Here is a 13,452-nt window from a genome sequence, read left to right as displayed (position 1 = left end):
CGCCGCGCTCGACCGCATCGAGTCGCTCGACCTCGGCCGCCCGCCGTCGGAGCGCAGCCTGGGCGCCCCCGCCAACACCACCGGCGACGAGGGCGCGCACGCCCTGGCCGCCGCCCTGCCCGGCAGCCCGCTGCGCCGCCTGGAGCTGCGCCACACCGGCCTCACCGGACGCGGCGCGAAGGGCCTGCTGACCCACGTCCCGGACGACACCCGCCTGGAGTACGTCGGACTCGGCCCCGGCCTGCCCCGCAAGGTGAAGCGGTCGTTCACCGCGCGCCTGCGCCCGGCCGGTCCCGGCCACCCCGACCTGATCGCGATCGGCAGCCTCTACCGATGACCTTCGACCGCGACGAACTGAGCCGCTGGCGGCAGGCCCGCCGCTACGCCGTCCCCCGGTGGATGATCGAGCAGGCCACCGGACACCGCCTGGCCGGAGACTGGCAGGGCGCCTGCGCGGCCGCCGCCGTCGACGTCGCCTTCGACCCGGCCTTGGCCGAGAAGGACCCGGAGCTCGCCGACGACCTGCGGCACCTCGTGCCGGAACTGCTGCGCTGGCACCTGCCCCGCAGCGGCAACGGCGGCGGCACCCTGGGCACCCACCACCACGTCACCCTGGCCCGCTACGGCGACACCGAACTCCGGGCGTTCACGCCCGAGCTGAGCGAGGGCCCGCAGCGGCTGAAGCTCGACCTCGTCCCCGCCCACGACGAGGACGACGACCCGTACCTGATCACCCACGTCGACTGGACGTCGGCCCGCCACTTCTGGGACGCCCGGCACACCGCCGGGCTCCACGACGCCGCGGACGAGCCGCTGCCCGACCGCGTGCTGCTGGACGCCGGCCTGCTGACGCCCGACGACCTGCACCCGCTGGTCAGGGAGGCGCTCTTCCCCGGCCTCCCGCCGGGCGCGTCGGGGCCGCCGGAGCCGGTCCTGCCCGAGCCGGTCCGGGTGCGCTGCGGCGGAGCATGGCACCAGGTCGTCTCGGGCGGCGGCAGTCTCCGCCTTGCGCACAGCGACGACGAGCAGCGCCGTGAACGCGCCATGCGCGCCCTCGGCGGAGCCGTCTCGGGGTGCTTCGCGGTCGAGCAGTCGTGGACGTCGGGCGAGGGCAGGCTGCCCCGGAAGCTGCGCGCCCAGCGGTGGGCCCTGTTCCTGCACGCCCAGCACGGCGACACCCCGGCGGTCCTGCGGCTCCTGGACGCGGGCGTCGACCCCCGGCTCCGCGACGGCCGGCAGCGGAGCCTGCTGCACATGCTGCACCTGGTCGACCACACCCTGCTGCTGCCCCGTCTCCTGGCGGCGGGCCTCGACGTGAACGGGCTCGACTACCGGGAACGCACCCCGCTGCACCACGCGGTCGCCTCCTACGGCTCGCCCGCGCTGATCGACGCGCTGCGCGCGGCCGGTGGGGCCATCGACGTGACCGACTGGGAGGGGTGGTCGCTGGCCGACCTCATCCGCCGCCGCCGGCGCCGCGATCTGGTCGCCCTGCGCAACGAGATCGAACGCACCTACCCCGGCCTCGGCCTCGGCGAGGAGATCTATGGCGAAGACGACGACTGGGGCACGGACGACGACGGGGACGACGATTAGCCGCGACCTCGACGACCTGGCCGCCGCCGACGAGATCAACCGGCGGCTGCGGGTCTTCCGCACCGAACCGGCCACGAGCGCCCAGCTGGAGGCGCTCGCCCTGGCCGTGGCGGCGAACCTGCCGGTCCTGCTGTGGGGTGAGCCGGGCATCGGCAAGTCGGCCGGGCTGGAGCAGCTCGCCGCCGGGCTCGGGCTGCCGCTGGAGACGGTCATCGCGAGCGTGCACGAGCCGTCGGACTTCGCCGGCCTGCCGATCGTCGGCGACGACCCGGCCGTGACCGGCGTGCCGATGGCGCCGCCCGACTGGGCCGTGCGGGTGACCGCCCTGGGCCGGGGGCTCGTCTTCTTCGACGAACTGTCGTCCGCGCCGCCCGCCGTGCAGGCCGCGCTGCTGCGGGTGGTGCTGGAACGGCGGGTCGGCAGTCTGCGGCTGCCCGAGCCGGTCCGCGTCGTGGCCGCCGCGAACCCGCCGTCGAGCGCGGCCGACGGCTGGCATCTGAGCCCGCCGCTGGCCAACCGGTTCGTCCACCTGCGCTGGACGCACGACCCCCGGACCGTCGCCCGGGGCCTGGCGGGCACCTGGCCGGCGGCGCGGATCCCGTCGATCGACGCGGCGCGGATCTCCGGCGCGGTGGCGCGGGCCCGGGGCGCGATCTCGGGCTTCCTCACCGCCCGCCCCGGTCTGGCGCACCACCTGCCCGCCGACGCCGAGAGCCGGGGCGGGGCGTGGCCCTCTCCCCGGACGTGGGAGATGGCGCTGAAGCTGCTCGCCGTCGCCTACGCGAGCGGCACCGGCCGGGAGGCCCTCGCGGCGGCGGTGGTCGGCGCGGTGGGCGACGGCGCGGGCGTCGAGTTCATCTCCTACCTGGAGGAACTCGACCTCCCCGACCCCGACCGCGTGCTCGCCGACCCGGCCGCGTTCAAGCTGCCGCAGCGCGGCGACCGCCAGCTCGCCTTCCTGACGGCGGTCGTGGCGGCCGTGCAGGGCGACCTGACCCGGCGGCGCTGGGAGGCCGGGTGGGTGGTGCTGGCCAAGGCGGTCGACGCGGGCGTCCCCGACGTCGCGGCCCGCGCCGCGATGGATCTGGCCGCGATGCGCGACCTCGGCTGGCCGGTCCCACCGGGCATCGACGCCTTCGTGGACCTGCTCCAGCTCTCGGGCTCCCTCTGACCATGGATCGGGGAGCATGGATCGGGTGAAGCTGCTCGCCGCCCGGTATCGGGCGGCGGCCGATCGGCCATACTTCGCCACCGCCCTGTACGCCCTCTCGATCGTCCCCAGCTCGCGGGTGCCCACCATGGGCGTCGACGCGCGCTGGCGGTGCTACGTCTCCCCCGCGTTCGTCGACGCGACGCCGGTCGGCGAACTGGCCGCCGTCTGGATCCACGAAGTCTCCCACCTGCTGCGCGACCACCACGGCAGGGCCGGGCGGCTGCCGCCCGCCGACCAGCGCGACCGGCTGCGGGTCAACGTCGCGCAGGACTGCGAGATCAACGACGACCTGCTCGCCGACCGGCTGCCCCTGCCGGCGGGCCGGATGGAGCCGCGGCGGTTCGGCCTGGAGCCGGGCCGCCTGTTCGAGGAGTACGTGCCGCTGCTGCCGCCCCACGAGCACGTGCTCGACTGCGGTTCGGGCGCGCACGGCCTGCCGTCGTCATGGGAGATCGGCGACGGCGCGCCCGCGGTCGGCCCGGTCGAGGCCGAGTCGCTGCGCCGGCACACCGCCGAGGCGATGCGGGCCCACCGGCGGGCCCGGGGCACCCTGCCCCAGGGGTGGGAGCGGTGGGCGGAGCAGGTCCTCGAACCGGTCGTCGACTGGCGGCAGGCGCTGACCGGCGCGGTCCGCGAGGCGGTCGCCTGGGCGGGCGGCGCGGTCGACTACACCTACCGCCGCCCCTCGCGCCGGTCGGCCGCCCTGCGCGGGGTGGTGCTGCCGAGCCTGCGCCGGCCGCTCCCCCGGGTGGCGATCGTGGTCGACACGTCCGGCTCGATGGGCGACGACGACCTGGGCGCGGCGCTCGCCGAGGTCACGGGGGTGCTGCGCGAGGTGGGCGTGCACGGCAACCGGGTGACGGTGCTGGCGTGCGACGCCGACGTCCAGGCCGTCTCGCGGGTGACCTCGGCCGAGCAGGTCACGCTGGCGGGCGGCGGCGGCACGGACATGCGCGTCGGCATCACGGCCGCCCTGGCGGGCCGCGACCGCCCCAACGTGGTGATCGTGCTGACCGACGGCCACACGCCGTGGCCCGACGAGCCGGAGTCGTGCCGGCTCATCGCGGCCCTGATCGGTCTGGAGCCGCCGCCGCCTCCCGGGTGGGTGGAGACGGTGCGCGTCCCGCCGGCCTGACCGCCGTGGCGGCGGGCCGGCTGAGCGGGTGCGGAGCGCCGGGCCGCCGCCCGTCGCTGACGTCGGCGGGCGGGGCCGTGGCAGGCGGAGCCGTAACGGAAAGAAGCGCTCTTACCAGGCCACCGGGAACGACGACAGGCCGTAGACGACGTTGAACGAGCGGAACACCGGCTCGCCCGCCTCGCGCAGGCCCGGGAAGCGGTCGAGGAGCGCGGGGAAGGCGATGCGCATCTCCATGCGGGCCAGGGGCGCGCCGATGCAGTGGTGGGCGCCGTAGCCGAAGGCGACGTGGGCGAGGTCGCGGCGGGTGATGTCGAAGACGTCGGGGTGCTCGGTCAGCGCGGGGTCTCGGTTGGCGGCCGGGAGGGAGACGACGACGGCGTCGCCCTTCGCGATCGGGACGCCGCCGATCTCGGTGTCGGCGGCGGCGACCTTGATCGCGCCCGAGTGGATGATCGTGAGCCAGCGCAGCAGCTCCTCGACCATGCCGTCGACCTTCTCCGGGTCCTCGCGGACGAGGTCGAGCTGGTCGGGGTGGCGGAGCAGGGCCAGCGTGCCGAGGCCGATCATGCTGGCGGTCGTCTCGTGCCCGGCGATCAGCAGCAGCCCGCCGAGGCCGACCAGCTCGGCGTCGCTCACCTCGTCGCCCTGGTCGCGGACCAGCATGCCGAGCAGGTCGTCGCCCGGCTCGACCCGGGCCCGCGCGACCAGTTCGCCCATGTACGCGGCCGACGCCATCTGGGCCTGCCCGCGCACCTCCGGCGGCTGGTTGAAGTCGAGCAGGGTGTTCGAGCGCGCCTGGAAGGCGGCGCGGTCGGCGTAGGGCACGCCCAGGAGCTCGCAGATGACCAGCGACGGGATCGGCGTGGCGAAGTCGGCCACCAGGTCGGCGGGCGCCCCGGCGCGCTCCATCGCGTCGAGGTGGTCGGCGACGATCTCACGGACCCGGGGTTCGAGCCGGCGGATGCGGCGCATCGTGAACTCGGGCGTGAGCATGCGGCGTAAGCGGGTGTGGTCGGGCGGGTCCATCATCAGCAGCGCGCCCGCCTTGAGGCGTTTGGCCTGTTCCTCGCTCATCGGCGGGATGTTGATGCCGTGGCCGTAACTGAACAGCTCGGCGTTCCTGAGCACGTCGCGCACGTCGTCGTAGCGGGTGACCAGCCAGGCGTCGCGGCCGTAGGGCGTGGGCACCTTGGTCAGGCCCGGCTGGGCGCGCACGGCGGCCAGCTCGGGATCGGGGTCGAAGCCCTGGCGGCGCATATTGAGGGGCAGCGTCATGGAGTCTCCTGAGGAAGATCGGCTTACCCCAGCAAGATCCCTTGCCCGTCCCGCCCGCGCAACCTTCCCGGCGGAGAAGGTCGCGCGGGCGCAAGGCGCGGTTTGAGGTCGCAGTGCGCGACGCCCGCGTCGTGGATGGCCACCATCGCCGTGGCGACGCCGACCGCCAGCCTCCGTAACGAATCAGCGTGGAAAGGACCGTTGTCGGTGATCGCCTGGGTCAGGCTGGGACCGTCGACGAACTCGCTCACGACATACGGCCGGCTGCCGGCGAGGTCGACGGCGATCACCCTCGCCGTGCAGAAGGCGGCCACCCGCCGCGCGGCGGCGATCTCCTTCTCGACCGGACGGGCGAACCCCGATCCGCTGTGGAGCGGCTTCAGGGCGACCCGTTCACCGGCGGGATCATAGGCCTCGTAGACGACCCCCTGCCCGCCGCTGCCCAGCTTGCGGGCGATCGCATAGTCGCCGATTCGCTCAAAGTCGTTCATCGCGGGACCCTCTGCTCACGTAGTCCCATCACCTTGCGAATCACCTTTCGAACCGCTTTCGTTACTCATGGGACAACCCGCTCGGCCGTGGACCACGCCAGGGCTTGACGCTCAATTGAATCCCCCATCAGTCAGGGGCCCCGCTTCATCGGATCTACTGACCCAACACAGGGCGTTTTGTCCGATTAAGCGAAGCAAAATGGGATTATGGCCCGTGAATCGATCCCCGGCATGGGGCCGGACGAACTCCTCTCGGAGCTCCGGACGCAGCGCGATGCCGCGCTCGCCAGTCGTGACCGGGTCCGCGCCCTCGTCGAAGCGGTGATCCTGCTCGATCGGGACCTCCATCCGGAGACCGTGCTGCGGCGCACCGTCAAGATCGCGACCGAGCTCGTCGACGCCGCCCACGGCGCCCTCCGCTTCCCCGAGGAGCGCCGCTCCCCACTGGAGTACGTCCCGGCCGGACGCGGCGAGGAGGAGCGCCGGCCCCCCGGCCCCGACCCGCTGGAGCGGCTGGTGCGGGATCCCCGGCCGCTGCGGCCGACCCGGATCCCCGGGCATCCCGCCTTCCTCGGCGTCCCGTTGAGAGTCGGGGGCGAGGTCTTCGGTGTCCTCTGCCTGACCGGGAAGCGCGACGGCGCCGACTTCGACGAGGACGACGAGGACGTCATCGTCACCCTGGCCACGGCGGCGGGGGCGGCCGTGGAGAACGCGCACCTCTACGAGACGGCGCACAGCCGGGAGGCCCGGCTCCAGGCCGAGTCCGACCTGACCACGAGCCTGCTGTCCGGGGCGGGGCCGGGAGACGTGCTGGCCCAGCTGACCAGGCGGATGAGGGAGATCGCCGACTCCGACACCGCCCTGGTCTTCTTCCCCGTGGACGACGGCACGAGGCTACGGGCGCTGATCTCCGAGGGCGCCGGCGGGCTGACCGGCGGCGAGGTCGGGTCCGACACGTCGCTGCCGGGCCTCGCCCTGCGGACCGGGGACGCGGTGATGGTCGACGACCTGATCGGCGAGGGATACGAGACGATCCGGAACGTGCCCATCGGCCCGGCCGCCGCGGTGCCGCTGACCTCGGCGAAGTCGACGCACGGCGTCCTGGTCCTCGGGAAGTGGTCCGGCCGGATCCCGTTCAGCCCGTGCGCGCTGCGGATGCTCCGGTCGTGCGCGGGTCAGGCCGCGGGAGCCCTGGAACTGGCCAAGGCCCGGCTCGACGCCGAGCGGCTCCGCACGCTGGAGGACCGCGACCGCATCGCGAGGGACCTGCACGACGTGGTGATCCAGCGCCTGTTCGCGGTGGCGATGACCCTCATGAGCACGGTCCGGCTGGTCGACCATCCCGAGGCGGAGTGCCGGGTGCGGCACTCGGTCAACGAATTGGACGCGACCATCCGGCAGATCCGGGCCACGATCTTCGCCCTCCAGGGTCCGCAAGGCGCCGACGAGTCGGGGCTGCGGGCGCGCGTCGCGGAGCTGGTGGCCGACACGTACGGGGACCTGGGGTTCCGGCCCAGGCTGCGGTTGGACGGGCAGCTCGACTACGGCGTGCCCGAGGAGGTCGCCGAGCAGGTGCTCGCGGTGCTCCACGAGGCGCTGTCGAACGTGGCCCGGCACGCCGGGGCCAGGAACGTCGGGGTGACGCTGGAGCAGGACGGCGGGCAGGTGACGCTGGTCGTCGAGGACGACGGGGTCGGGCTCCCTCCCGGCGGGCGGCGCAGCGGGCTGCGCAACCTCCAGAAACGCGCGGACGATCTGGGCGGCTTCTTCGAGGCGGGGCCGCGCGCGGGCGGCGGCGGCACCCGCCTGGTGTGGCGCGTGCCGGTCAGCTGACCCCGTCGCCCCGCAGCCGCGTGGCGTAGACGGCCGCCTGGGTGCGCCGGCGCATGCCGAGTTTGCCGAGCATGCGGGAGACGTGGTTCTTGACCGTCTTCTCCGCCAGGAACATCTGTTCGCCGATCTGGCGGTTGGTCATGCCCTCGCCGACGTACTCCAGGATGCGGCGCTCCTGGTCGGTCAGCACGGCGAGCGGGTCCTTGCGCGCGGCGTCGTCCCGCAGCCGCCGCATCATCGTGCGGGTGGCCTTCGGGTCCAGGAGCGAGCGGCCGCCGGCGACGGTGCGCACCGCGCCCACCAGGTCGGATCCGTGGATCTGCTTGAGCACGTAGCCGGCCGCGCCGGCCATCACGGCCTGGAACAGGGCGTCGTCGTCGGCGAAGGAGGTCAGCATCAGGCAGGGCAGGTCGGGCATCCGGCTGCGGACCTCGCGGCAGACGTCGACGCCGTCGCCGTCGGGCAGGCGGACGTCGAGGACCACCACGTCGGGCCGCAGGACGGAGATACGCGTGATCGCCGACGCGACGGTCCCGGCCTCGCCGACGACGCGGATGTCGTCCTCGGACTCCAGGAGAACGGTCACTCCGCGCCGCACCACCTCGTGGTCGTCGACGATGAATACGCGAATCATGCTTTCACCATATTCATCCCAGATCTACCTAGATAGGGACTAAAGTCCCGTTTTGGCCGACTAGGGACTTTCGTCCCTATAGATCTACCCCTTGCAAACGTTGTCATCGGAAACCGGGAGAACACCAAGGGGAGAAAATGAAGGTTGTAACCGTTGGCGTGGACGGCTCGCCGAATTCGCTGGCGGCCGTCGAATGGGCCGCCGACGACGCGGCCCGCCGGGGCGCCTGGCTGCGCATCGTCCACGTGGTCGACCGGTCTCCGTACCGGTTCGTCCACTCTCCCCAGCTCGAACGCCAGATCGCCAGGGTGACCGGCCAGATCATGAGCGCGGCGGAGAAGACCGCGCGGCACCGGCGGCCCGGCCTCGGGATGCGCCTGGAGCACAGGGAGGGCCGCCCGGCCGAGGTGCTGCGCCGGCTGGCCGCCGAGTCCTCCGGGCTCGTGCTGGGCAGCCGGGGCATGAGCCGCACCGCAGGCGGCATCCTCGGTTCCGTCAGCACGCAGGTGGCCGGGCACGCCGCCGGGCCGGTGGTGATCGTCCGGGACCGCCCCGGGCGGCAGGTCGGCGAGGTCGTGATCGGCCTGGACGACTCGGCCGACTGCCAGCGGCCCATCTCCTACGCCTTCGAGCAGGCGAACCTGCACCGCGCCGAGATCCGCGCCCTGCACGCCTGGAGCCTGCCCGGCCACACCTACGCCCCAGAGGTCGACTACGACATCCACGCCGTCCGGGCGCACCAGCGGGCCGTCGCGGCCAACCAGCTCGCCAGGCACCGCAAGCGGTATCCGGCCCTGCCGGTCTTCGACGACCTGCGCTCCGCGCATCCGGTGGAGGCGCTGGTCGAGGCGTCGCTGAGGGCCGACCTCGTCGTGGTCGGCGCGCACGGCCAGGCGGGGTCGATGGTCATGGGCTCGGTCAGCCGCCGGGTGCTCCGGCACGCGCGCTGCCCGATCGCGGTGGTCCGTCCGTGCGCTCGGCACTGAGGTTTCGATCTGGTTTCAGACCCTTGACAGTGTCCGCCTGAACAGCCATATTTCGGGACTAACTTTACCAATAAAGAAAGTGAGCCCGATGGCTGCGACCGATCGCGGCGACCTCACCCGGACGGCGATCCTGGCCCTGCTCGGCACGGTCGGGCCGCTCAGCCGCACCGAGATCGCCAAGGAGCTGGACCTCTCCCCCGCGACGGTCACCCAGCTCACCAAGGCGCTCATGGCGGCGGGCATGCTGGAGGAACTCGACCTGCAGCCCTCGCGCGGCGGCCGGCCCGCCCAGCGCCTCGGCCTCGTCGGCTCGGCCGGGCGCGCGCTCGGCGTGAAGGTGACGGCCGAGCATCTGGTCATCGTCGAGGTCCGCCTCGACGGCGAGGTCCTCGGCTCGTGGGAGACCCCCTTCGACCCCTCCTCCCCCGACGCGCTGGGCGACCTGGCCGAGGCCGTCGCCGACGTGCTCGGCAAGGTGCCTCCGCTGCTGGGCGTCGGGGTCTGCGTCCCCGGCGGCGTCGACGACCAGGCCGTCGGCACCTGCAACGCGCCCACGCTGGGGTGGCAGGCCATGCCGGTGGGCGAGCGCCTGCGCCGCCGCCTCAAGCTGCCCGTCCTGCTGGAGAACGACGTCAACGCCCTCGCGGTGGCCGAGCGCCTCTACGGCCGGGGCCGCACCCACCGCGACTTCCTGGTCGTCACGATCGGCCGCGGCGTCGGAGCCGCGATCGTCGCCGACGGCCGGGTCTACCGGGGGGCCAGGGGCGGCGCGGGCGAGTTCGGGCACGTGCCGGTCGCCGTCGACGGTCCGTTGTGCGGGTGCGGGGCGTACGGCTGCCTCGAAGCCGTCGTCGGCGCGACCGGCCTCGTGGCGTCGGCCAGGGCCCGCGGGCTCGACGTGACGACGGTCGACGACCTGGGCGCGCTGGCGGCCGTCGACGCGACCGCCCGCGAGGTGTTCGCCGAGGCGGGCGCCATCCTCGGCCGGACGACGGCCGGATTGATAAACGTCGTCGACCCCGAGGTCGTCGTGGTCCTCGGCGAGGGCACCGCCCACTGGGAGTTCTGGCGCGAGGGCTTCGGCCCGGCGGTCCGCCGCCAGCTCATGCCGGGCCGCCGCGACATCGAGATCGAGGTCGAGAGCTGGGACGACACCTCCTGGGCCCAGGGCGCGGCGGCGCTGGTGCTCGCCACCCCGTTCGACACCGAGGGCGCGGCGGGCGAGCAGGGCCGGATGGTCCGGGCCCGGCTGATCGGGGCGGCCCCGTGACGCTCACCCAGACGCCCCCGCAGGCGCCCGCCAAGCAGCCGATCAGGCCGCCGAAGAAGCGGCTCAGGTACGCCCTCACGGTCGCCGTCTTCCTGCTCCCCAGCGCGGTCCCGCTGCTGCTGTTCACCCTGATCCCCATGGCGGGCTCACTGTGGACCTCGCTCCACGAGTGGAACCTGATCACGCCGATGAAGTGGGTCGGCCTGGACAACTACGCCCGCCTGCTGGCCAGCGAGGAGACCAGGGCCGCCTTCGGTCACACGCTCTACTTCATCGCCGGCTACCTGCCGCTCGTCTACGCGGGCGGGCTGGGCCTGGCGATGCTGCTCAACCGGGCCATGAAGGGCCGCGACATCTTCCGGGCGATCTACTTCCTGCCCGTCGTCACGTCGTGGGTGGTCGTGGCGCTGCTGTGGAAGTGGCTGCTCAACCCGGCGTCGGGGATCGTCAACTGGGCCATCGGCCTGTTCGGTCTCGAAGGCCCGGGGTGGTGGACCGACCCCGACTGGGCGATGCCCTCGATCATCCTCGCCTCGGCCTGGAAGGACCTCGGCTTCGTGATGATCATCCTGCTCGCGGGGCTGCAGGCCATCCCGAACGAGTACCTGGAGGCCGCGCGGGTCGACGGCGCGAACGCCTGGCAGCGCTTCCGGCGGATCACCCTCCCGCTGCTGTCGCCCAGCACGTTCTTCGTCGTCGTCATCTCGCTGATCAACGGGTTCCAGGTCTTCGACCAGGTCCACGTCATGACCGGCGGCGGGCCGGCCGGCGCGACCCAGGTCGTCGTCGAGCAGGTCTACAACCTGACCTTCAAGTACGGCCGCGCCGGTGAGGCGTCCGCCCTGTCGTGGCTGCTGTTCGCGGTCGTGCTGGTGGTCACGCTGATCCAGGTCCGGGGCCAGCGCCGGTGGGTGAACTATGGCTAGAGCAGGCAGGTACGCCGTCGTCGTGCTCGGCGCGCTGGTGATGCTGTTCCCGTTCGCGTGGGCGGTGATCACGTCGCTGACCCCGGCGGGGGCCGTGCTGCAGACCCCGCCCGACTTCACGCCCGACGATGCGGGCTTCGGCGCCTACGAGCGGCTGCTGGAGACCATGCCGTTCTGGCGGATCATGTTCAACAGCCTCTGGATCGCCGTCGCCTCGACCGTGTTCCAGCTGGTCACGAGCTCGATGGCGGCCTACGCCTTCGCCCGGCTGCCGTTCCCCGGCCGGGGCGCGCTGTTCGCCGTCTACCTGGCGACGCTGATGGTGCCGCTCCAGGTGCTGGTCGTGCCGCTCTTCATCGAGATGCGGACCTTCAACCTGACCGACACCTATTTCGCGGTCCTGGCCCCGACGATCGCCTCGGCGTTCGGCGTGTTCCTGCTGCGGCAGGCCGTCCAGCAGGTGCCCAAGGAGTTCGACGAGGCCGCGGTGCTCGACGGCGCCGGGCACTTCCGGATCTTCGCCCTGGTCGTGCTGCCGCTGATCCGCCCGGCCCTCGCCACGTTCGCCATCTTCGGCTTCATGGCCAGCTGGAACAGCTTCCTGTGGCCGCTGGTGATCATCAGGTCGCCCGAGTTCATGACCCTCCCGCTGGGGCTGGCCAACCTGCACGGCCAGTTCACCACCGAGTGGAACGTCGTGATGGCCGGGTCGGTCGTCAGCGTCGTCCCGATCCTCGTCCTCTACCTCTTCGCCCAGAAGCACGTCATCGCGTCCGTGGCCCAGTCAGGGCTGAAATAACAACACGAAGGAACCCCCCATGGCCGGATCAGCCCGGGTCGTCGCGGCGACCCTGATCACCGCCCTGCTCGCCACCGCCTGCTCCCAGGGCTCGGCGACCCGTACGGAAGAGCCCGCCGCAGGCGGCAAGGTCACCCTGCGCTACTTCACCTTCTCCGCCGCCCCCGACCACGTGAAAGACCTCGACACGATCGTGGCGGCGTTCGAGAAGGAGAACCCCACGGTCGACGTGCAGGTGGAGACGGCCCCCTACGACCAGTACTTCACCAAGCTCCAGACCAGCCTCGCCGGTCAGACCGCCCCGGACACCTTCGAGCTCAACTACGAGAACTTCGTCACCTACGCCGGCGCGGGCAGCCTGCTCGACCTGGGCGCCGCGGGCGGCGACACCGACACCTCCGGCTACGCCACCGAGTCGCTGAACGCCTTCAAGCACGAGGGCAAGCAGTTCGCGCTCCCGGCCTCGTTCTCCACGGTCGTCCTGCTCTACAACAAGGACCTGTTCGAGAAGGCCGGCGTCCCGCTGCCCACCGCCGACTGGACCTGGAAGGACGAGCAGGCCGCGGCCGAGAAGCTGACCGCCGACGGCGTCTTCGGGGACTTCCAGCCGGTGACGTTCTTCGAGTTCTACAAGGCGCTCAAGCAGGCCGGCGGCGAGTTCATGGCCGGCGGGAAGTCGACGTTCAACAGCCCCGAGGGCGTCAAGGCCGCCAAGTGGCTGGTCGACAAGGTCGGCAAGACCATGCCGACCGAGGCCGAGATCGGCGGCACCGCCGACTACGACACCAACCTGTTCAAGTCGGGCAAGCTCGCGATGTGGCACAACGGCATCTGGCAGTTCGCCGGCCTGAAGGACGTGCCGTTCCAGTGGGACGTCGTCGTCGAGCCCGGCGACGCCCAGAAGGCCAGCGCCGTCTTCCACAACTCGGTGGCCGCCTCGGCCACGACCAAACACCCGCGTGAGGCGTACGCCTGGGCCAAGTTCCTGAGCAGCTCGAACGTGGCCGCGACGACCCGGATCGCCAGCTCGTGGGAGCTGCCGCCGGTGTCCGACCAGGCCGTGCTGCAGGGCTACCTGAAGGACCCCGTCCCGGCCAACCGCCAGGCCGTCTTCGACTCGCTCAAGAGCATCGCGCTGCCGCCGGTCATCGCCCGCCAGCAGGAGATGCAGGACGCCGTCACCCAGGAGCTCACCGAGGCCGCGGCCGGCCGCAAGTCGGTCGAAGAGGCCCTGACCGAAGCCGCGTCCAAGGTCGACGCCCTTCTCGGCTAGGAGACGACCAGCATGATC

The 13,452-nt window shown here is 72.5% G+C and carries 12 protein-coding genes and 1 pseudogene; 10 read left to right on the top strand and 3 right to left on the bottom strand.

All coding sequences use genetic code 11. The annotated features are described in order from the left end of the window. The 4 genes and pseudogenes from FDA94_RS26185 to FDA94_RS26170 form a co-directional block, all read left to right on the top strand. Window positions 1-337, top strand: a pseudogene (locus tag FDA94_RS26185) (gala protein); the annotation flags it as partial. Beyond that, a complete protein-coding gene (locus FDA94_RS26180; RefSeq protein ID WP_137249729.1) occupies window positions 334-1,596 on the top strand; it encodes an ankyrin repeat domain-containing protein in 1,263 nt (420 codons plus the stop codon). The pseudogene FDA94_RS26185 and the gene FDA94_RS26180, both read left to right, overlap by 4 nt. Continuing rightward, a complete protein-coding gene (locus FDA94_RS26175) occupies window positions 1,547-2,767 on the top strand; it encodes an AAA family ATPase (protein ID WP_137249728.1) in 1,221 nt (406 codons plus the stop codon). The genes FDA94_RS26180 and FDA94_RS26175 overlap by 50 nt, the downstream gene beginning before the upstream one ends. A 16-nt stretch (window positions 2,768-2,783) precedes the next feature. Further along, window positions 2,784-3,944 (top strand): vWA domain-containing protein, encoded by a 1,161-nt coding sequence (locus FDA94_RS26170; RefSeq protein ID WP_137249727.1) that lies wholly within the window; start codon window positions 2,784-2,786, stop codon window positions 3,942-3,944. A 111-nt stretch (window positions 3,945-4,055) separates the two neighbouring features. Here the strand turns inward: FDA94_RS26170 and FDA94_RS26165 are convergent, their stop codons facing one another. Next, window positions 4,056-5,222, bottom strand: coding sequence for a cytochrome P450 (locus tag FDA94_RS26165; RefSeq protein WP_246060166.1), 1,167 nt, complete (start codon window positions 5,220-5,222; stop codon window positions 4,056-4,058). A gap of 23 nt (window positions 5,223-5,245) precedes the next feature. Further along, window positions 5,246-5,713, bottom strand: coding sequence for a protein kinase domain-containing protein (locus FDA94_RS26160; RefSeq protein ID WP_137249726.1), 468 nt, complete (start codon window positions 5,711-5,713; stop codon window positions 5,246-5,248). Between the two features lie 207 nt (window positions 5,714-5,920). Here FDA94_RS26160 and FDA94_RS26155 point away from each other — a divergent pair, with 207 nt between their 5' ends. Continuing rightward, the gene (locus FDA94_RS26155) at window positions 5,921-7,546 is read left to right on the top strand and encodes a GAF domain-containing sensor histidine kinase (RefSeq protein ID WP_137249725.1); all 1,626 of its coding nucleotides are present in this window, start codon (window positions 5,921-5,923) and stop codon (window positions 7,544-7,546) included. Here the strand turns inward: FDA94_RS26155 and FDA94_RS26150 are convergent. Further along, on the bottom strand, window positions 7,539-8,180 hold the full coding sequence (locus FDA94_RS26150; protein WP_137249724.1) for a response regulator: 642 nt from the start codon (window positions 8,178-8,180) through the stop codon (window positions 7,539-7,541). The genes FDA94_RS26155 and FDA94_RS26150 overlap by 8 nt on opposite strands. Before the next feature lie 137 nt (window positions 8,181-8,317). On the opposite strand from FDA94_RS26150, the gene FDA94_RS26145 reads away from it, so the two are divergent. The 5 genes from FDA94_RS26145 (at window position 8,318) to FDA94_RS26125 (ending at window position 13,434) form a co-directional block, all read left to right on the top strand. Next, window positions 8,318-9,166, top strand: coding sequence for a universal stress protein (locus FDA94_RS26145; protein WP_137249723.1), 849 nt, complete (start codon window positions 8,318-8,320; stop codon window positions 9,164-9,166). Window positions 9,167-9,254: 88 nt separating this feature from the next. Continuing rightward, the gene (locus FDA94_RS26140) at window positions 9,255-10,436 is read left to right on the top strand and encodes an ROK family transcriptional regulator (protein ID WP_137249722.1); all 1,182 of its coding nucleotides are present in this window, start codon (window positions 9,255-9,257) and stop codon (window positions 10,434-10,436) included. Further along, window positions 10,433-11,362 (top strand): carbohydrate ABC transporter permease, encoded by a 930-nt coding sequence (locus tag FDA94_RS26135; protein ID WP_212735516.1) that lies wholly within the window; start codon window positions 10,433-10,435, stop codon window positions 11,360-11,362. Before FDA94_RS26140 ends, FDA94_RS26135 begins: the two co-directional genes overlap by 4 nt. Beyond that, window positions 11,355-12,161, top strand: a complete 807-nt coding sequence (locus FDA94_RS26130; protein ID WP_137249721.1) for a carbohydrate ABC transporter permease — start codon at window positions 11,355-11,357, stop codon at window positions 12,159-12,161. The genes FDA94_RS26135 and FDA94_RS26130 overlap by 8 nt, the downstream gene beginning before the upstream one ends. Before the next feature lie 19 nt (window positions 12,162-12,180). Then, window positions 12,181-13,434, top strand: coding sequence for an ABC transporter substrate-binding protein (locus FDA94_RS26125; protein ID WP_137249720.1), 1,254 nt, complete (start codon window positions 12,181-12,183; stop codon window positions 13,432-13,434). Window positions 13,435-13,452: the final 18 nt, after the last annotated feature.

This window comes from Herbidospora galbida, assembly GCF_005233835.1.
Lineage (GTDB): Bacteria > Actinomycetota > Actinomycetes > Streptosporangiales > Streptosporangiaceae > Herbidospora > Herbidospora galbida.
Note: the sequence above shows the minus strand (reverse complement) of the source record. Positions and strands in the feature narration are given on the sequence as shown.